Source organism: Streptomyces echinoruber, assembly GCF_014651135.1.
Classification (GTDB): Bacteria; Actinomycetota; Actinomycetes; order Streptomycetales; family Streptomycetaceae; genus Streptomyces; species Streptomyces echinoruber.
The window spans coordinates 70,872-88,535 of the sequence record NZ_BMWH01000030.1; the positions used below are offsets into that span (position 1 = coordinate 70,872).

General features: G+C 71.1%; 18 protein-coding genes and 1 pseudogene. 15 read left to right on the forward strand and 4 right to left on the reverse strand.

Annotated features, from left to right (window positions below; all coding sequences use genetic code 11):
- The first annotated feature begins 3 nt into the window (after positions 1–3).
- The 3 genes from resB to IE225_RS27530 all read left to right on the forward strand — a co-directional run bounded on the left by resB (position 4) and on the right by IE225_RS27530 (position 3,749).
- Positions 4–1,932, forward strand: a complete 1,929-nt coding sequence (gene resB, locus IE225_RS27520) for a cytochrome c biogenesis protein ResB (RefSeq protein WP_190060326.1) — start codon at positions 4–6, stop codon at positions 1,930–1,932.
- The gene (ccsB, locus tag IE225_RS27525) at positions 1,929–3,029 is read left to right on the forward strand and encodes a c-type cytochrome biogenesis protein CcsB (RefSeq protein ID WP_190060327.1); all 1,101 of its coding nucleotides are present in this window, start codon (positions 1,929–1,931) and stop codon (positions 3,027–3,029) included. The genes resB and ccsB overlap by 4 nt, the downstream gene beginning before the upstream one ends.
- A 207-nt stretch (positions 3,030–3,236) precedes the next feature.
- Positions 3,237–3,749 (forward strand): SRPBCC family protein, encoded by a 513-nt coding sequence (locus IE225_RS27530; RefSeq protein ID WP_229880125.1) that lies wholly within the window; start codon positions 3,237–3,239, stop codon positions 3,747–3,749.
- Here the strand turns inward: IE225_RS27530 and IE225_RS27535 are convergent, their stop codons facing one another.
- The gene (locus IE225_RS27535) at positions 3,750–4,724 is read right to left on the reverse strand and encodes an isopenicillin N synthase family dioxygenase (protein WP_190060328.1); all 975 of its coding nucleotides are present in this window, start codon (positions 4,722–4,724) and stop codon (positions 3,750–3,752) included. It abuts the gene before it with no gap.
- A 374-nt stretch (positions 4,725–5,098) separates the two neighbouring features.
- Between IE225_RS27535 and IE225_RS27540 the strand changes: the two genes are divergently transcribed.
- Positions 5,099–5,869 (forward strand): CDP-alcohol phosphatidyltransferase family protein, encoded by a 771-nt coding sequence (locus IE225_RS27540; RefSeq protein ID WP_190060329.1) that lies wholly within the window; start codon positions 5,099–5,101, stop codon positions 5,867–5,869.
- Positions 5,870–6,178: 309 nt separating this feature from the next.
- Positions 6,179–7,147 (forward strand): DMT family transporter, encoded by a 969-nt coding sequence (locus IE225_RS27545; protein ID WP_190060330.1) that lies wholly within the window; start codon positions 6,179–6,181, stop codon positions 7,145–7,147.
- Here the strand turns inward: IE225_RS27545 and IE225_RS27550 are convergent.
- Together IE225_RS27550 and IE225_RS27555 are read right to left on the reverse strand one after the other, a co-directional pair.
- A pseudogene (locus IE225_RS27550) lies at positions 7,044–7,928 on the reverse strand (LysR family transcriptional regulator); the annotation flags it as partial. The gene IE225_RS27545 and the pseudogene IE225_RS27550 sit on opposite strands and share 104 nt — an antisense overlap.
- Positions 7,928–8,326: a PLD nuclease N-terminal domain-containing protein gene (locus tag IE225_RS27555; RefSeq protein ID WP_190060331.1), complete on the reverse strand. Its 399-nt coding sequence runs from the start codon at positions 8,324–8,326 to the stop codon at positions 7,928–7,930. The pseudogene IE225_RS27550 and the gene IE225_RS27555, both read right to left, overlap by 1 nt.
- 98 nt (positions 8,327–8,424) lie before the next feature.
- Between IE225_RS27555 and IE225_RS27560 the strand changes: the two genes are divergently transcribed.
- Positions 8,425–9,876: a menaquinone biosynthesis decarboxylase gene (locus IE225_RS27560; protein WP_190060332.1), complete on the forward strand. Its 1,452-nt coding sequence runs from the start codon at positions 8,425–8,427 to the stop codon at positions 9,874–9,876.
- Positions 9,873–10,775, forward strand: a complete 903-nt coding sequence (mqnP, locus tag IE225_RS27565) for a menaquinone biosynthesis prenyltransferase MqnP (RefSeq protein WP_190060333.1) — start codon at positions 9,873–9,875, stop codon at positions 10,773–10,775. The genes IE225_RS27560 and mqnP overlap by 4 nt, the downstream gene beginning before the upstream one ends.
- Before the next feature lie 463 nt (positions 10,776–11,238).
- Here mqnP and IE225_RS27570 read toward each other — a convergent pair whose 3' ends face one another.
- On the reverse strand, positions 11,239–11,544 hold the full coding sequence (locus IE225_RS27570; RefSeq protein ID WP_308432563.1) for a GntR family transcriptional regulator: 306 nt from the start codon (positions 11,542–11,544) through the stop codon (positions 11,239–11,241).
- A gap of 125 nt (positions 11,545–11,669) precedes the next feature.
- On the opposite strand from IE225_RS27570, the gene IE225_RS27575 reads away from it, so the two are divergent.
- From IE225_RS27575 to IE225_RS27610, 8 genes are all read left to right on the forward strand, one after another.
- Positions 11,670–11,990 carry a hypothetical protein gene (locus IE225_RS27575; protein ID WP_190060334.1) on the forward strand — a complete coding sequence of 107 codons (321 nt, stop codon included), beginning with the start codon at positions 11,670–11,672 and terminating at the stop codon, positions 11,988–11,990.
- The gene (locus IE225_RS27580; protein WP_190060335.1) at positions 11,987–12,262 is read left to right on the forward strand and encodes a hypothetical protein; all 276 of its coding nucleotides are present in this window, start codon (positions 11,987–11,989) and stop codon (positions 12,260–12,262) included. The genes IE225_RS27575 and IE225_RS27580 overlap by 4 nt, the downstream gene beginning before the upstream one ends.
- A gap of 265 nt (positions 12,263–12,527) precedes the next feature.
- Positions 12,528–14,000 (forward strand): AAA family ATPase, encoded by a 1,473-nt coding sequence (locus IE225_RS27585; protein ID WP_190060336.1) that lies wholly within the window; start codon positions 12,528–12,530, stop codon positions 13,998–14,000.
- Complete coding sequence (locus IE225_RS27590) at positions 13,997–14,782, forward strand: HNH endonuclease family protein (RefSeq protein WP_190060337.1); 786 nt, start codon at positions 13,997–13,999, stop codon at positions 14,780–14,782. Before IE225_RS27585 ends, IE225_RS27590 begins: the two co-directional genes overlap by 4 nt.
- Positions 14,783–15,122: 340 nt before the next feature.
- The gene (locus IE225_RS27595; protein ID WP_190060338.1) at positions 15,123–15,413 is read left to right on the forward strand and encodes a hypothetical protein; all 291 of its coding nucleotides are present in this window, start codon (positions 15,123–15,125) and stop codon (positions 15,411–15,413) included.
- 389 nt (positions 15,414–15,802) lie between these two features.
- Positions 15,803–16,033 (forward strand): hypothetical protein, encoded by a 231-nt coding sequence (locus tag IE225_RS27600; RefSeq protein WP_190060339.1) that lies wholly within the window; start codon positions 15,803–15,805, stop codon positions 16,031–16,033.
- A 280-nt stretch (positions 16,034–16,313) separates the two neighbouring features.
- On the forward strand, positions 16,314–16,985 hold the full coding sequence (locus tag IE225_RS27605) for a UbiX family flavin prenyltransferase (protein ID WP_190060340.1): 672 nt from the start codon (positions 16,314–16,316) through the stop codon (positions 16,983–16,985).
- A gap of 107 nt (positions 16,986–17,092) precedes the next feature.
- Entirely contained in the window at positions 17,093–17,548 is a 456-nt protein-coding gene (locus IE225_RS27610; RefSeq protein ID WP_190060348.1) for an Lrp/AsnC family transcriptional regulator, read from the forward strand.
- The last annotated feature ends 116 nt before the right edge of the window (positions 17,549–17,664 follow it).

A 17,664-nucleotide genomic window follows, 5' to 3' on the forward strand; every position in this document is an offset into this window, starting at 1 on the left:
GCGATGAGCGAGACCACCGCCAACGACAAGGCCGCGACCGCCGGCGACACGGACACCACCGCCGACGACAAGGCCACGACCGGCGGCGACAGGGCCACGACCGTCGGCGACAGGGCCGCGACCGCCGGCGACGAGGCCGCGACCGCCGGCGCCGCGGACATCGCCGGCGGCGAGCAGGACCTGGGCGCCGCCGGCTCGCAACTGTCCACCGCCCCGCGCGAGACGGCCGTCCCCGGCTCCTTCGGCGGCACCCGCGCCCCCGGCGTCACCGGCCGGCTCGCCTGGCTCGGCCGCGAGGTGTTCGGCTGGTGCCGCTGGTTCTGGCGGCAGCTCACCTCCATGCGCATCGCGCTGCTGCTGCTGTTCCTGCTCTCCCTCGGCGCGGTGCCCGGCTCCCTCATCCCGCAGACCGGCACCGACGCGATGAAGGTGCAGGAGTTCCAGCGGACGCACCCCACGCTCGGGCAGGTCTACGACAAGCTGGGGCTGTTCCACGTCTACAGCTCGGTGTGGTTCTCCGCGATCTACATCCTGCTGTTCGTCTCCCTCATCGGCTGCATCGTGCCGCGCACCTGGCAGTTCGCCGGCCAGCTCCGCGGCCGCCCGCCGGCCGCCCCCCGCCGCCTGACCCGGCTGCCCGCCTACACCACCTGGCGCACCGCCGCCGACCCCGAGCAGGTCCGGCAGGCCGCGCTGGGCATCCTGCGGCAGCGCCGCTTCCGCGCCCACGTCGCCGGGGACGCCGTCGCCGCCGAGAAGGGCTACCTGCGCGAGGCCGGCAACCTCGTCTTCCACCTCGCCCTCATCGTCCTGCTGGTCGCCTTCGCCTGGGGCCAGCTCTACAAGACGGAGGGCGACAAGCTGGTCGTCGAGGGCGACGGCTTCTCCAACACGCTCCTGCAGTACGACGACTTCAAGTCGGGCAGCCTCTTCGACGACGACCACCTGGTGCCGTTCAGCTTCAACCTGAAGAAGTTCACCGCCACCTACGAGCGCACCGGCCCCAACAAGGGCACCCCGCGCACCTTCCGGGCGGACCTCACCTACAGCGTCGGCGCCGACGGCAAGGAGAAGCGGACCGCCGTCGAGGTCAACGAGCCGCTGAAGATCGGCGACGCCCGGGTCTACCTGGTCAGCCACGGCTACGCCCCCACGGTCACCGTCCGCGACGGCAAGGGCCGCGTCGTCTACCACCAGGCCGTGCCGATGCTGCCCATCGACTCCAACGAGACCTCGCAGGGCGCGATCAAGGTCCTCGACGGCTACACCAACCCGCAGGGCGAGCAGGAGCAGCTCGGCTTCGCCGCGTTCTTCGTGCCGACCTTCGCCGGTGCCGGCAAGGGCACGATGTTCTCCCAGTTCCCGGCGCTGGACCGCCCGGTGCTCGCGCTGACCGGCTACCACGGCGACCTGGGCGTGGACGCGGGCGTCCCGCAGAACGTCTACCAGCTCGACACCAGGAAGCTGAAGCAGTTCAAGGACGCCAAGGGCAGCATCGTCAAGGCACGGCTGCGGCCCGGCGAGACCATGAAACTGCCGAACGGCGCCGGCTCGATCACCTTCGACAAGGAGATCAAGGAGTGGGCCGGCTTCCAGATCGTGCAGCAGCCCGGCACCGGCTGGGCGCTGACCGGCGCGGTCGTCGCGATCCTCGGCCTGGCCGGCTCCCTGTTCATCCAGCGCCGCCGCGTCTGGGTGCGGGCCGTGCCCGGCCCCGACGGCGTCACCGTCGTCGAGATGGCCGGCCTGGGCCGCAGCGAGTCCGCCCGGCTGCCGGCGGAGCTCGGCGACCTGGCCGCGCTGGTCCACGAACGGGCGCCCACGACGACCGCCGACCACGATCCCGACGCCGACCACGATCCCGACGCCGACCCCGCCCAGGAGCCGGACGCCGCAACCTCCGTACCCGCCGAAGGGGCTGAGAAGAAGTGACTCTCGCCGCCGCAACCGAGCTCGCCACGGCGACCAACGAACACCTCGCGAACATCAGCAACGTGCTGATCTACTCCGCGATGGCCGTCTACACCCTGGCCTTCTTCGCGTACATCGCCGAATGGCTCTTCGGCAGCCGCAGCAAGGTGGCCCGCACCGCCGCCGCGCTGACCGCGCCGGCCGCCGCGAAGGCCAAGGCGCCCTCGGTCACCGTCCGCAAGGGCGGCGGCACCACGGTCCTGGAGCGGCCCGAGGTCGTCGTGCGCTCCGCGGCCGGCGCCCGGGACGTGCCGGACGGGCCCGGCGCGCACGGCGGCGACGAACAGGGCGACCTCTACGGCCGCATCGCGGTGTCGCTGACCGTGCTGGCCTTCCTGATCGAGCTGGGCGGCGTGCTCGCCCGCGCGGCCTCCGTGCAGCGGGCGCCGTGGGGCAACATGTACGAGTTCAACATCACGTTCTCCACGGTCGCCGTCGGCGTGTACCTCACGCTGCTCGCCCTGGGGAAGAACGTGCGCTGGCTCGGCCTGTTCCTCGCCACCACGGTCCTGCTCGACCTCGGCCTGGCGGTGACCGTCCTGTACACGGCGAGCGACCAGCTCGTGCCGGCCCTGCACTCGTACTGGCTGTACATCCACGTCTCCACGGCGATCGTCTGCGGCGCCGTCTTCTACGTGGGCGCGGTCGGCACCCTGCTGTACCTCTTCAAGGACTCCTACGAGAACAAGCTGGCGAGCGGCGGCAAGCCCGGCACCTTCGCCACCTCCGTCCTGGAACGCCTGCCCGCCTCCGCCTCCCTGGACAAGTTCGCCTACCGCGTCAACGCGGCCGTCTTCCCCCTGTGGACCTTCACGATCATCGCCGGCGCCATCTGGGCCGAGTCCGCCTGGGGCCGCTACTGGGGCTGGGACCCCAAGGAGACCTGGTCCTTCATCACCTGGGTCGCCTACGCCGGCTACCTGCACGCCCGCTCCACCGCCGGCTGGAAGGGCCGCAAGGCCGCCTACATCGCCCTGATCGCCTTCGGCTGCTGGCTGTTCAACTACTACGGCGTGAACATCTTCGTCAGCGGCAAGCACTCCTACGCGGGCGTCTGACCGACCGCGGCAGGCACTCCTACGCGGGCGTCTGACCGGCCGTGGCAGGCATCCGGCCGCGGCGGGCATCCGACCGACGGGGCCGGGACGGCCGGGCGCGGCACCGCTGCCCGGGCGTCCCGGCCCCGGGCACGTCCGGGACGTCGGACGATGTCGGACGACGTCGGGCGATGTGCGCAACCCCCGCCGCGGCGGCAGGCTGGTGTCATGACCGGTTCCGTCGAACCCGGCACCAGCCAGACGCACGGGGACACCCACATCCTGCACTTCCTGGTCCGGCTGCCCCGCCCCATGGAGGCGGTCTGGCCCCGGCTGTCCACACCGGACGGCCTGGCCGCCTGGTTCACGGAGGCGGACGTGCTCCAGCCGCGCCTGGGCGGCGTCGTCGCGCTGCGCGGCCTGGGCGCCGGGGAGGTCACCGCCTGGGACGTGGACCGGATCGTCGAGTTCACCTTCGCGGACGCCGGGCGCCTGCGCTTCCACCTGGAGCGGGCCGAACGGGGCAGCGTCCTGCGCTTCACCCACGAGTTCCGGGGTGAGACGGAGTCCGAGCGGCGGTGGCGGGAGCGGTTCGAGCGGCTCGTGGCCACCTTCGACGCGGGCACCCCGGGCACGAGTACTCCAGGCACGAGTGCCCCGGACAGGAATGCCCCGGACAGGAATGCCCCGGACACGGGTGCCCGCGCACCGGACACGCCGCCGAACGGGTGGCTCACCTGATCAGCCGACCGTGATCGCGTCCAGCTTCTGCCGCAGGTACACGTGCGAGTCGACCGGCTCGTACGCCACCCGGCCCACCGGCGCCGGGACGGACTCCACCAGCGTGCCCGGGGTGCACTCGCCGAAGTAGACCAGGGACATCAGCTCCTCGGCGGGCTCCTCCGCCGGCGGCGGCAGTACCCGGTGGCGCCCGGAGCGCCAGCGGTCGCCGGTCCAGCGGGCCATCAGGTCGCCGATGTTGATGGTGAACGCGTCCGGGTCGTACGGCGCGTCCGTCCAGCCGTCCTCGTCGGTGAACACCTGCAGCCCGCCCTTGCCCGCCTGCCGGTCCAGGATGGTCACCGTGCCGAAGTCGGTGTGCGGGCCGATGCGGAACTGTCCCGGTTCCGGCTCCCCGACGACCTCCACCCCCGGATACCAGTTGATGTTGAAGCCGTAGGTCGGGTGGCTCATGTGCCGCGTGAAGAAGTCCCGCCCGACGCCGAGCGCCTCACCGAGCAGTGTCAGCAGCCGGTGCTCCAGGCGCGCCATCCGGTCCAGGTACTCCCGGCACAGCGGGCGCAGCTCCGGCACCTCCTCGGGCCACACGTTCGGCGCGTACCACTCGGCGTTCACCTTCGGGTCGTCGAACGGCTCCTCCGTGGCGAAGGTCAGCGACTCCTTCAGGTCCGGCGGGGTCGCGGTGCCCTCGGCGTACCCGTTGGCCTCCGTGCCCGGGCCCAGCCAGCCGCGCCCGCCGACGCGGGCGGCGTAGCGCTGCTTGACCTCGGCGGGCAGCAGGAAGAACGTGCGTGCCGCCGCCCGGAGGCGGGCGCGCAGCGACGCCTCCACGCCGTGCCCGGTGACCAGCAGGAACCCCGCGTTCTGCAGGGCCCGGTCGACGGTGCCGGCGACGGCCCGGCGGTCCTCGGCGTCACCGGTGAGCCAGGGGCGCAGGTCGACGGTGGGGATACGGCCACTTCGCGGTTCGGGCACCGATGTCCTCCTGCCACAGGTCGGGATGCGGGCCGGCGACGTCGCGCGGGAGCGCGACGCACGCGGGTCCACGCGGGGTCGTCGAGAGGGACGGTCTCCACGCCGTGCCCGGCGTGCCGGGCCCGCGCCCGAGCCGGTCCATGACCTCACTCTCCCCCTCGCTCGACACCTCCACTCTTCCCCGGCCGGACCACCGGGACAACGCGGCGTACGGGGTGACCTGGCGCCGGACGCCCGGTGGCCGCCGGATAGCCTGAGCCGATCACGGCCGCCCCGGGCGGCGGCCGAGCGGTGGTGTGCCCCGGCGGCGTGTCCCGGTGCTGTGTCCCGGCGGCGTGTCCCGCTGGTGTGTCCCGATGGGAGGAACGACGGTCATGGGTGCTGCTCCGGCCCTTCAGGAGCTGCGGGAGGTCTGCCAGCCGCAGGCGAAGCTGGCGAGCCGCAACGGCGAGCACTGGATGGGCCGCCTCTACATGCGCCGCGTGTCCCTGCGCGTGACCCGGCACCTGGTGCGCACCCCGGTCACCCCCAACCAGCTGACGTGGACGATGGTCGTGTGCGGTGTCGCCGCCGGCGCCGCCCTGCTGATCCCCGGTGTCCCCGGCGCGCTGCTCGCCGTCGTGCTGTTCCAGGGCTTCCTGCTGTTCGACTGCGTGGACGGCGAGGTGGCCCGCTGGAAGCGCGTCACCAGCGCCACCGGCGTCTACGTCGACCGGCTCGGCGCCTACCTCGCCGACGCCGCCCTGATGGCGGGCGCCGGCTTCCGCGCCGCGCAGTCCGGCGCCGGCGGCTGGGTGTCGTTGGGCCTGGCCACCGCGCTCGGCGTCGTCCTGCTGAAGGCGTCGACCGACCTGGTCGACGTGGCGCGGGCGCGCGGCGGCCTGCCCGTCAGCGCCGACGACGAGGCGACCCGCCCGCGCTCCCAGGGCGTGGCCGCCGCGCGCCGCATCGCCGCCGCGTTCAAGATCCACCGCGTGACCAACGGCCTCGAGGCCTCCCTCGTCCTGCTGGCCGCCTCGCTCGCCGACCCGGCCGTCGGCGGAGTCGGGGCGACCCGTTGGGTGCTGGTCGCCCTCGCCGCCGTCACGTGGGTGATGGTCCCGGCCCACCTGCTGTCGATCCTGTCCTCGTCCCGGCTGCGCTGACGCGGCGAAGGAGCCGGTGTTCCGCCCCGGCGGCCCGCCGCAGCTTCCCGCGCTCGCCCCGCCACCCGCGCGCCGCAGCTTCCCCTGCTCGCCCCGCCACCCACCCGCCACGGCTTCCCCGCGCTCGCGCCGCCACCCGCCGCCGGGCGAGGCCCCGCGGCGGGGAGCCTCGGCGGGGAGCCGGAATCCGCCCGGAGCCCCGGCCCATCGGCGCTCATCGGCACCCATCGGCCGTGTCGATCGGTCCATCGGAAGGTTCCCCCACTGGCGCGTGGACCCGGCCCGGCGCCCGTCCGTAGCGTCGGCCCCATGACACCGGAGCACAAGGGCACCGCCCAACTGACCGCCGCGATGGCGCTGTCCGGCACACTCGGCGTGTTCGTCGTGGAGTCCGGCGCCTCACCGTTCAACGTCGTCTTCTTCCGCGTCCTGTTCGGCGCCCTCGCCCTGGGCGCCTACGTCACCGCCCGCGGCTGGCTGCGCGACCACGGCTTCACCCCGCGCACGCTGGGCCTGGCGGCCCTGGGCGGGGTGTTCATCGTCCTGAACTGGGTGCTGCTGTTCTCCTCCTACCGCAGCACGTCGATCTCCGTGGCCACGGTCGTCTACCACACCCAGCCGTTCTACGTGGTCCTCCTCGGCGCGCTGCTCTTCCGCGAGCGCCTCACCGCCGCGACCGTCGGCTGGATCGGGGTCGCCTTCGCCGGGCTGGTCCTCGTCTCGGGCGTCACCCCGGGCGAGCTCGCGCACGGCGGCACGTATGTCACCGGCATCGGCCAGGCCCTCCTCGCCGCCCTGCTGTACGGGCTGTCCACGCTGGTCACCAAGCGCGTCACCGGCGTCCGGCCGCATCTGATCGCCCTGGTCCAGGTCCTCGTCGGCATCCCGCTGCTGCTGCCGTTCGCCGACTTCGCGGCGATGCGGGGCACGGGAGCGGGCTGGGGCTGGCTGGTCGGACTGGGCGTCGTCCACACCGGGCTGATGTACGTCCTGATGTACGCCGCCTACGCCCGGCTGCCCACCGCGAAGATCGCCGTGCTCGCCTTCGTCTACCCGGTGGTGGCGATGGTGATGGACTGGGCGGTGTACGGCCACCACATCGGGCCCGTGCAGGCACTCGGCGTACCGCTGATCGCGGTCGCGAGCCTGAAGGTCACGCTGCGGAAGCCCGCCCGCCGGTCTCCTCGGCCACCAGCCGCCGCGCCTGCTCCGCGAACAGCCGCGCGTGCGCCGGAAGACGCCTCCCGGCCCGCCACGCGAGCTGCGTGCGAAGCGTGAACGGCGGCCGCCAGGCCAACCGCGTCAGCGACCCGTCCGCGAGTTCGGCGGCGGCCGTCACCTCGGGCAGCAGAGCGATCCCGAGGCCGGCCGCCACCGCCCGCTTGATCGCCTCGATCGTGCCGAACTCCATGAACTCCACCGGCGCCACCGCGGCGAGTTCCCGCTCGAACAGGTCCCGGTAGGCACACCCCGGTTCGGTCGCCAGCAGCGGCTCGCGCACCAGGTCGGCGGCGGCGACCCGGTCCCGCCCGGCCAGCCGGTGTCCGGGCGGTGCGACGAGCGCCAGCGGCTCCACCGCCAGCACCTCGCTCTCCAGCCCCGGGTGCGCCGTCTCCTCCTCCATCAGGAACCCCAGGTCGTATGTGCCCTGCCGCAGCGCCTCCCGGGTGGTGTCCCCGGCGGTGGTGCGCAGCGCGACCCGCACCTTCGGATAGCGGTGGTGGAAGAGTTCCAGCAGCGGCGGCAGCCGGTAGGAGGTCAGCGACTCCATCGTGCCGACGGTCAGCGCGCCGGCCGGTTCCCCGGTGTCCGCGACCGCCGCCCGCGCCTCCTGAGCCAGCTCGATCATCCGCCGCGCGTACGGCAGCAGGCGCTCACCGGCCTCGGTGAGCCGGATGCGGCTGCCGAGCCGGTCGAACAGCTCGGTGCCCAGCGACGACTCCAGGGCACGGATCTGCCCGGTCACACTCGACTGCGCGTACCCCAGCTCGGCCGCGGCCCGGGTGAAGCTCAGCACCGTCGCGACCTTCTCGAAGGTGACGAGCAGTCGCAGTTCCATCAGCCCTCGCCGTCCTCACCGCGCTGCCTGCGGCGCAGCTCCTCCTCGCGGCGGCGCAGGTCGGCCTCCCACTCCCGCAGCAGGTCCTCGTCGGTGCGGGGCGCGTCCGCCCGCCGCTTTGGCCGGCCGCGCTTCTCCAGCGACTTGAGGAACTCCGGGTTGTCGTCGGGCGCCACCCAGGTGCCGCCCGCGGACGCGGCGCCCGGCACGTGGATGCGCTGCTTCCCCGCCACCAGCCAGGCGACGGGACCGACGAGAACCTCGCCGAAGAGGAGGATGACGATGACCCACAGCGCCTTCGGCATGCCCCGCACCTCCTCCTCGGGGGTGTTCAGGCAGTCGACGAAGGCGTAGATCCACAGCGCCAGGACCAGCAGGAACGGCAGATACCTGAGCATGCTCGAGCGACCTCGATCAGATGGCGGCCGGGCGGCGACGGGGTGCGGTACCGCCCCGGTGACGGGCCCAGGTTAGCGCTTGACCGATACTGGGACGCATGGCTTACGACGATCTTCGCTCGCTGCTCAGGGCACTCGAGCGCGAGGGCGACCTCAAGCGCGTCAAGGTGGAGGTCGACCCGTACCTGGAGGTCGGGGAGATCGTCGACCGGGTCAACAAGTCCGGCGGCCCCGCCCTGCTCTTCGAGAACGTCAAGGGCTCCGCGATGCCGCTGGCCATGAACATCTTCGGCACCGACCGGCGGCTGCTGAAGGCGCTCGGCCTGAAGTCGTACGACGAGATCGGCGAGAAGATCGCCGGGCTGCTGAGGCCGGAGCTGCCGCACGGGTTCGTCGGCGTGCGGGAGGCCTTCGGCAAGCTCGGCGCGATGGCGCACGTCCCGCCGAAGAAGGTCAAGGACGCTCCCGTGCAGGAGGTCGTGCTGCACGGCGACGATGTCGACCTCGATCGGCTGCCGGCCCTGTTCACCTGGCCCAAGGACGGGGGCTCCTTCTTCAACCTGGGCCTGACCCACACCAAGGACCCCGAGACCGGGGTGCGCAACCTCGGCCTGTACCGCCTGCAGCGCCACGACCGGCGCACCATCGGCATGCACTGGCAGATCCACAAGGACAGCCGCAACCACTACCAGGTGGCCGCGCGCAGGGGCGAGAAGCTCCCCGTCGCGATCGCCTTCGGCTGCCCGCCCGCCGTGACGTACGCGGCCACCGCGCCGCTGCCCGGCGACATCGACGAGTACCTGTTCGCTGGGTTCGTGGCCGGGAAGCGGATCGAGATGGTCGACTGCAAGACGGTCCCGCTGCAGGTCCCGGCGCAGGCCGAGGTGGTGCTGGAGGGCTGGCTGGAGCCCGGCGAGATGCTCCCCGAGGGCCCCTTCGGCGACCACACCGGCTTCTACACCCCGCAGGAGCTCTTCCCGGCGCTGACCATCGACTGCGTGACGATGCGCCGGCGGCCCCTGCTGCAGTCGATCGTCGTGGGCCGGCCGCCGACGGAGGACGGGCCGCTGGGCCGGGCGACCGAGCGGTTCTTCCTCCCCCTGCTGAAGATCATCATTCCGGACGTCGTGGACTACCACCTGCCCGAGGCGGGCGGCTTCCACAACTGCGCGATCGTCTCGATCGACAAGAAGTACCCCAAGCACGCGCAGAAGGTCATGCACGCCATCTGGGGCGCGCACATGATGTCCCTCACCAAGCTGATCGTCGTCGTCGACGCCGACTGCGACGTGCACGACCTGCACGAGGTCGCCTGGCGGGCCCTGGGCAACACCGACTACGCCCGCGACCTCACCGTCGTGGAGGGCCCCGTCGACCACCTCGACCACGCCTCCTACCAGCAGTTCTGGGGCGGCAAGGCGGGCATCGACGCCACGCGCAAATGGCCCGAGGAGGGGTATGTGCGCGACGGGGGATGGCCCGAGATGATCCAGTCCGATCCGGAGACGGCGGCGCGGGTGACCCGCCGCTGGAAGGAGTACGGCCTGTGAGTTCCGCTTCCGCAGCCCTGCCCCGGCCGGGGCGCACCCGCGCCTTCCTGCGGCTGGTGATGATCGAGCACTCGGTGTTCGCGCTGCCCTTCGCCTACATCGCCTCCCTGACCGCGATGTACGAGTGGGACCGGAACATCCACTGGGGCCGGCTGCTGCTGGTCACCGTCTGCATGGTGGGCCTGCGGACCTTCGCCATGGCGGTGAACCGGATCATCGACCGCGAGATCGACGCCCGCAACCCCCGCACGGCCCACCGCGAGCTGGTGACCGGCGCGATGTCGGTGCGGCACGCCTGGACGGGCGCCCTGATCGCGCTGGTGGTCTTCCTGGCCGCCGCGGCCCTGCTCAACCCGCTGTGCCTGGCCCTCGCGCCCGTCGCGGTGGTCCCGATGGTGGTCTACCCCTACGGCAAGCGGTTCACCGACTTCCCGCAGGCCATCCTCGGCCTCGCCCAGGCCATGGGCCCGATCGGCGGCTGGCTCGCCGTCTCCGGCACCTGGTCCTGGGACGCCGTCGTCCTCGGCCTGGCCGTCGGCGTCTGGATCGGCGGCTTCGACCTCATCTACGCCTGCCAGGACGTCGACGCCGACCGCGCGATCGGGGTCCGCTCGGTCCCGGCCCGCTTCGGCGTCCCGGCCGCCATATGGGGCGCCCGCGCCTGCCACACCGTCACCACGGCCCTGTTCGCCTGGTACGCCGTCACCACCCACGCCGGCCCGTTCTTCTGGCTGGGCCTGCTGATCGTCGCGGGCGCGTTCGTCTACGAACACTCGATCGTGCGCCCGCACGACCTGTCCCGGCTCAACCGCGCCTTCTTCAGCGTCAACGGCTTCATCGGCATCGCCCTGTTCGCGTGCGCCCTGCTGGACCTGCTGGTGCGCGGGCTGACGGTGTAGACCACAGACCGGCGGCGCGCGGCGGTGCGACCACGTGGGGTCCGCCCGGCGTCTTGCGGGCCCGAGCGCAGGTGCCCGGGCCTGCAAGACACGATGTCAGAGGTCCTCGCCCGAATCCGGGTAGTCCTGGATCCCGCCGTCCGGGTTGAGCGGGTCGTGACCGACAGCCGCGAAGACGAGGTAGACCCCGTAGGGCCCCGCGCCGCCGACGAGAGCCCGGCCCCCGTGAAATCGCCTTTGAACAGGCTCATCAGACCGGACGCACCGTCACCGGCTGACGTCGGTCTGCACGTGTCCTGGCGGCGCCGTATCGGCCCGTGGCTGACCGCCCACTTCCCGGGACTTCAATTGCTCGTCACGACGCACAGCCCCTACATCTGCCAGTCCGCCGACCCCGGCGGCCTCATCCGGCTGCCGGGCCCCCGGGAGGGAGGGGTCCCGCCTCGCGCCGGGGCTTTCGAGTTCAGGCCGTGTCCTCCGCCTCGGCGCGGGCGTTCTTGAGGATGTCGGCCGCGTCGGGGGAGACGAAGGAGCCCAGGCCCGGCTCGGTGTAGACGAGGCCTTCCTTGCGGAGACCGACATTGACCTTGGCGGCGGTAGCCGTGGCGATGCCGAACTCCTCGACGATCTGCTGCACGGAGGGCACGCGTCCGCGTGGCGGGTAGGTGCCGTCTTCGATGCGGCTCCGGATCACGGCGGCCACCTGCCGCCAGCGCGGGATGTCGGGCTTGAACTCCATCACCTGCCCATAGTGGACCTTTCCTGCCACGCTAATCGATCTATAGTTCCCCTAGAATTCCTGGAACCCCCCTGCTAGCGTGGCGTGAAAAGAGACACCCCGGCGGCGATGGCACTCGCCCCGGGGCACGGCACCAGCTTCCAAGGAGCTGACGCGTGTCCGACCCTATCCCGCTCTTCCTGGCCTGCGTGGCCTTTCACCTGGCCGCGCTCTGCCTTCTGCTTCCCCTCCTCAGGCTGCCCCTGTGGATGCCGGACCGGTCTGCCGGCGTAACCCCGCGCCGCCCGCCCCGAGCGACGCCGCCGTGGCCCCCGGCGCGCAGGCCCGAGAAACCGCTGGACGGCGCCTCCTCCCTTCTGGTGCGCCCGTACGTCGTGGCGGCGGAGCAGGCCGCGCGCCGGGCGGAGCCGGTGCCGGCCGAGCTGGGCTTCGACGGACCCGGGCCGTACGTGATCCACGGGGTGGAGGTCGCGTGAACACGGACGGTTTCGAGAAACCCCGCCTGCTGCCGTGGGTGGGGCCGGACGGGAAACCCGCCTACGTCATCGCCGAACCCGAGCGGCCCGGCCCCGTCTCGCGCCTGGCCGACGCGGTGGAAGCGGCGCAGATGGACATGGCCGAGACGTTGCTCGGGCACGCCCGGCAACTGGTCGGAGAACTCGGGCCCGGAGAGCTGCGCTACCTGGCCGCCCAACTGACCCATGCCCTCACGGACATCCTGCGCATCGCGCGCAGAGTGAGGAGCTGACGAAGCAGGTTCCTACGGCCGCGTGCTCCCACGGCACAGCCGTAGGAACCGGACGCAGGACGGCAACCGGTGCTCGCCCCTGCCGGAGAAAGCACCAGGCTGACGCGCCGGCCCGTTCTTCTGGCTGGGTCTGCTGATCGCCGCGGGCGCGTTCGTCCCTCGCGGGCTGACGGTGTAGACCGTAGACCGGCGGCGCGCGACAGGGGGGACCACGTAAAGTGCACTCGACGACGGTGGGCGCCCGACCAGCAGGAAGACGAGCCCGATGTATGTGAGCCGGATCCGCGTGCGGAACGTCAGGTCGTTCCACGGCGACCGCGACGCCGCACTCGACCTCGCCCGCCCGGACGGCTCCTACGCCGGCTGGACCGTCCTGGCGGGGCGCAACGGATCGGGCAAGACGACCCTGCTGCGGGCCATCGCCCTGGCCCTCACCGGACCGGACAACGCACGCCGGCTGATGCCGAGCTTCGAGGCGTGGGTGAGCGACGGGGCGAGCTGGGCGGAGTCCTGCGTACACGTCGTGCCGGATCCCGAACTGGACGCGCTCGGCGACCAGTTCGAAGGCACTCTTTTCGAGAGCCGCGAAGTGTCCGCCGACCCCTTCTGGACGGAGCTGCGTTGGGAGCCGCGTGACGCCTCCAGAGCTGCCAGGGCCACCGGAGCTGGTGCCCGGCAGGCGCGTACGGTCCGCCGTACGGAACCCGCTCTCTCGGCGGCCAACGGCTTGGACGCCCAGGGCGGTGATGCCTTCGCCCCCGGCGGCATGTGGGACGCGCAGCCGAGCGGCTGGCTGCTGGCGGGGTACGGGGCGTTCCGGCGGTTGTCGGGGAGCGGTGACCGCCCGCGCAACAAGCCGCGCTCCCTCGCCCTCTCCCGCCTGGACACCCTGTTCGACGAGGACGCCTCCCTGTCCGACGCGGTCACCTGGCTCGTCGACGTCCACCTGCGGGCGTTGGAGGGCGACCCCGCCGCCGAGGAGCTGAAGTCCACGGCACTCGCCGTCCTAGGAGACGGCCTGCTGCCCGACGACTGCCGGGTCGTGGACGTCGACTCCGAAGGACTGTGGGTCGAGCGGCAGGGCCTGCGCCACCCGCTGCGGGAGATGAGCGACGGGCTGCGGACGGTCACCGCCCTCGTGGTGGACCTGCTGCGGCAGGTGTACGAGTCGTACGCCTCCGCCCGTGAGGCGGGGATCCCCCTGACCGAGTCCCGGGAGGGCCGGCTCGTCGTGCCGGTGCCGGGAGTCGTACTGATCGACGAGGTCGACGCCCACCTGCACGTCTCCTGGCAGCGCCGTATCGGCCCGTGGCTGACCGCCCACTTCCCGGGCCTTCAGTTCCTCGTCACGACGCACAGCCCCTACATCTGCCAGTCCGCCGACCCCGGCGGTCTCATCCGGCTGCCGGGCCCCGGGGAGCCGGAGGCACCGCACGTGGTGGACGAGGAGCTGTACGAGCGCGTGGTGTACGGCAGCGGGGACGACGCCGCCCTGTCGGAGCTGTTCGGCCTCGACAGCCCGTACTCGGAGAAGGCGGACCTGCTGCGGGCCGAACTGGTCGCCCTGGAGGGGGCCGTTCTGCGCGGCACGGCCGACGCGGCGGCACTGGACCGCTACACGCGCCTGAAACAACTCCTCACCAGCTCACCGTCGGCGCGGCTGGACGAGATGTCCGCCAGTCTGTCGATGCTGGCCGAGGAAGGGACCCGCTCGTCGGACGGGGGAAGCACCGAGTGATCAGGCTGGCCCGGATTCCCCTGCCGCGGCGGACGGTGGAGTACCTGGAGCGGTACGGCGCCCAAGTGGCAGCCGCGGCCGATCCCAAGGCGGCGGCCAATACCTTATGGAGCCGCAACACAACTGTCCGGACCAAGGTGCATCCGCAGGTCAAGCAGACCCTCGGTCGCATGGCGGCGGGCCGCGAGAGATGCATGTACTGCGGTGACAGCCAGGGCTGTGCCATCGACCACTTCGAGCCGCTGGCGGTCAATCCGCTGCGAGCCTTCGACTGGGCCAACCACCTCCTGGCCTGCACGGTGTGCAACAGTCACTACAAGCGAGACGAATTTCCCTGCGACGAGGAGGACGGCAGCCCTCTCCTCTTGGACCCGACCTGCGAGGAGCCCCTGGACCACCTCCACCTGCATCTGGGAGCAGGCGTCTACGCGCCCCTGAGCCCCCGGGGAGAGGCCAGTATCAGGGTCTTCGGATTGAACCGCCCCGTCCTGATCAAGGGCCGTATCGACGCCTACACACGTGCCCAGCTGTTCCTCGGACAGTGGAACTCGGCGTGGCGGCAGGGCGATCGGAACACCGCCTCCCGGATCGTCGACCTGGCTTGGAACCAGCCTCTGGCGGACGTGCTGGCATCGATGTTCCACCAGGCGGCACACCCCGCGGCCACCGCCCTCTTCGCCGGGGAGGAGAAGCTGCTGACCCTCCTGACCGCGGCGGAAACCCGCAACGCGTTCGGCACCGGACCTTCCGCGACCGCCGACACAACGGCGCCGATGCCTTAGCGTTGCGCCGTGCGCCTGTCTGCCGAGACCGGGAATTACACCGAGAGCGGGAGTTGCACCGAACGATTTGCAGTCCCCTGCATCGATGGTGCGCGATTTCCGCGGATTCGCCTACGCGAGGAGTTCAGGGGCGACGCGGTCGGTGCGCCGACCCGTGAACTGTACCGGGCGACGAAGATGCGATTCGACAATTCGGCCATAACGGCAAACCTGTTCGGCAGTGGGTCGGCGAGTGAGGGCTGCGCAACTCACCTCGAGCCGGGTGATCCCGCGGCAAGTGCCGAAGCCCTGGGTGGATGGGGTGCCCGCCGGGGCGCCGTCCGTGACAAGGGGGACCCAAGTGAACGAAAAGCTGGAAAAATTCCTCAAGGTCTACCTGGAGATGGAGCAGGCCTACGACACAAGGGGCTATCTGCGCCCGACGTTGCATGCATTCAAGCAGGAATACGTTGACGCGGTGCGCGAGGGATTGCAAACGGTGCTGCGCACACGTGAACTCTCTGTCGGGGATTACGAACGACTCACCGATATCGAGTTCAGCGACGAAGACAGCCTGTATGAATATCTCGGCGCTATGTATCGGTACCTGTTCGAAGGGCAAGAGGAGCAGCCCGTTCCGCCGGAGGCATGAACGCGGCTGAGTGAAACGTCAGACTGGCGGTGCCGTTCGGCCGCCGGACGACGGTAGTGCGCGGATTTGTCGGTCGCGATGAGTTGCAGGCCGTTAAGCAGCACCTATTTTTCGAAGAGCATCCTTTGAGGTCCGTTGACGGTGGGATAGTGCATGCGGGGTGCGACCCGAATCCGGATATTGCGGAGGTGCGGATCCGGCTGAAGTCCGGTACGCATACTGACGTCGACCTGCTTTTGCTTGAGCATGAACTCGCGGAGCATCGGTACTATCAGGCGCATCCCGGCTCTACTTACACTGAAGCGCACGCTGCGGCCGCCAAGGTCGCGGACTGGGCGAGCAACAGAGAACCGCCTCGGCGCGAAAATTACACGTGGGAGAATTGAGCGGTGGCTCTGTACGCGCGGATTGAAAAGATCGAGGAAGACGAGCGGAAGGTTCGTTACAGGTATACGGATATGAGTGGTGGCGAGCGGACCTTGCTGCTGGACAAGGAGTCCGAGACGGTCTCTTCCGAAGGCGGTGTGGAGGACATGCTCTACCGTGCAGTTGCCAGGAAGGTCGCTGTCGCATGGGTTCGGGATGGAATAGCTCCCGAAAAGCTGCTGGTGCAGTCTTGAGCGTTTCGCCGGAATCTTCCGAGGAGACCGCACTCGCGCTTGAGCTCATCAAAGCCGCCGTTCGGTCCGCGCACTCCCTGGTGCTACAGCCTCAGTGCTTCGTGGTGTGACCGGTTGTGGCCGGGTGGTGGTCGCCGGGGGTGGAGGCAGGCGGGTAGTGGGTCGCCGCGCCGGTACGCCTCCCCGGGCATCGCCCACCACCTCGCCCTCGCCCTCGACCCGAAGGCGAGGGCGTCCGCCCTGTCCTGAGTACCCCCCGTCCCGCCGGTAGGCTCGACATGTGAACGCAGGACAAAAGCAGCGCGCGCCTTGGATCGTGGGGGTGTCGGGGGCGTCGGGGACGCCGTACGCGGCCGCGGTGCTGCGTGCGCTGCTGGCAGCGGGGGAGCGCGTGGACCTGGTGGTCAGCCGGGCCGCGCGGCTGACGCTGCTGGACGAGACGGGGATCGCGTTCCGGGACGCCCACTGGCGGGACGACCTGCGCGCCTGGCTGGCGCGGGGGGCGGACGGCAAGCCGGACACCTTCCCGGCCGTGTGCCTGGACGACGTGCGGTACTGGAGCGCCGGGGACCTGGCGGCCGGGCCGTCCTCGGGGTCGTACCGCACGCGGGGCATGGTGATCGTGCCGGCCTCGACGGCCTGCGTGGCGGGGGTCGCGCTGGGGCTGTCCAAGGATCTGCTGCAGCGCGCGGCGAGCGTGACCCTGAAGGAGGGCCGCCCGCTCGTCGTCGCCGTGCGCGAGACCCCGCTGAACGGGCAGACGCTGCGCCACCTGGTCGCCCTCGACGACGCGGGCGCCGTCGTCGTCCCCGCCTCGCCCGCCTTCTACGCGGGCGCCACGCACATCCAGGACCTCGTCGACTTCGTCGCCGGGCGGGTCCTGGACGCGGCGGGTGTTCCGCACCGGCTCTATCGCCGCTGGGAGGGGGAGATCGGCGGCGCACGGCCATAGCACCAGCCCCCATTCCTCCCGTCGGCTCCCATCGACTCCCATCGATTCCCATCGATTCTCGTCAGACCCAACCTCTTCGGATTTTTTCAGTGGAAGGCTTCGATCGCATGGACGCGGTGGACAGGCAGCTCATCCAGGCCCTGAGGGAGAACGGCCGGGCCTCCTACGCCGAGCTGGGACGCCTCGTCGGCCTGTCGGGACCGAGCGTCACCGACCGCATCAACCGCCTGGAGGCGGCCGGGGTCATCACCGGCTACCGGGCCACGGTGAACGCCGCCGCGCTCGGTCTCGGCGTCACCGCCCTCATCGGCATCTCGCTCTCCGACGCCGCCGACCACGAGGATGTGGCGCGCCGGCTGAAGGACCTGCCGGAGATCGAGGACTGCTGGTTCATCGCCGGTGACGACTCCTTCATGCTCAAGGTGCGCGCCACGGACGTCGACGGCCTGGAGAAAATCATCCGGCGGCTCAGCGGCACCAAGGGCGTCTCGCGCACCCGCACCACCATCGTGCTCTCCACGAAGTGGGAGAACCGGGTGGGTGAGCTGCCGGAACCGGCGTAGGGCTACGGTTTTACCGGATCCGTCTCAGAAAGAGGTGTCGTATGGACGTCGGGCTCAAGCGCGAGCTGGAGGAGAAGGTCCGCTCCGGTGAGCGGCTGTCCCGTGAGGACGGCATC

Coding starts and splice junctions, on each gene's coding strand:
- resB (WP_190060326.1), top strand. CDS start 4: ATGAGCGAGACCACCGCCAACGACAAGGCCGCGACCGCCGGCGACACG.
- IE225_RS27530 (WP_229880125.1), top strand. CDS start 3,237: ATGACCGGTTCCGTCGAACCCGGCACCAGCCAGACGCACGGGGACACC.
- IE225_RS27540 (WP_190060329.1), top strand. CDS start 5,099: ATGGGTGCTGCTCCGGCCCTTCAGGAGCTGCGGGAGGTCTGCCAGCCG.
- IE225_RS27545 (WP_190060330.1), top strand. CDS start 6,179: ATGACACCGGAGCACAAGGGCACCGCCCAACTGACCGCCGCGATGGCG.
- IE225_RS27555 (WP_190060331.1), bottom strand. CDS start 8,326: ATGCTCAGGTATCTGCCGTTCCTGCTGGTCCTGGCGCTGTGGATCTAC.
- IE225_RS27560 (WP_190060332.1), top strand. CDS start 8,425: ATGGCTTACGACGATCTTCGCTCGCTGCTCAGGGCACTCGAGCGCGAG.
- IE225_RS27585 (WP_190060336.1), top strand. CDS start 12,528: ATGTATGTGAGCCGGATCCGCGTGCGGAACGTCAGGTCGTTCCACGGC.
- IE225_RS27610 (WP_190060348.1), top strand. CDS start 17,093: ATGGACGCGGTGGACAGGCAGCTCATCCAGGCCCTGAGGGAGAACGGC.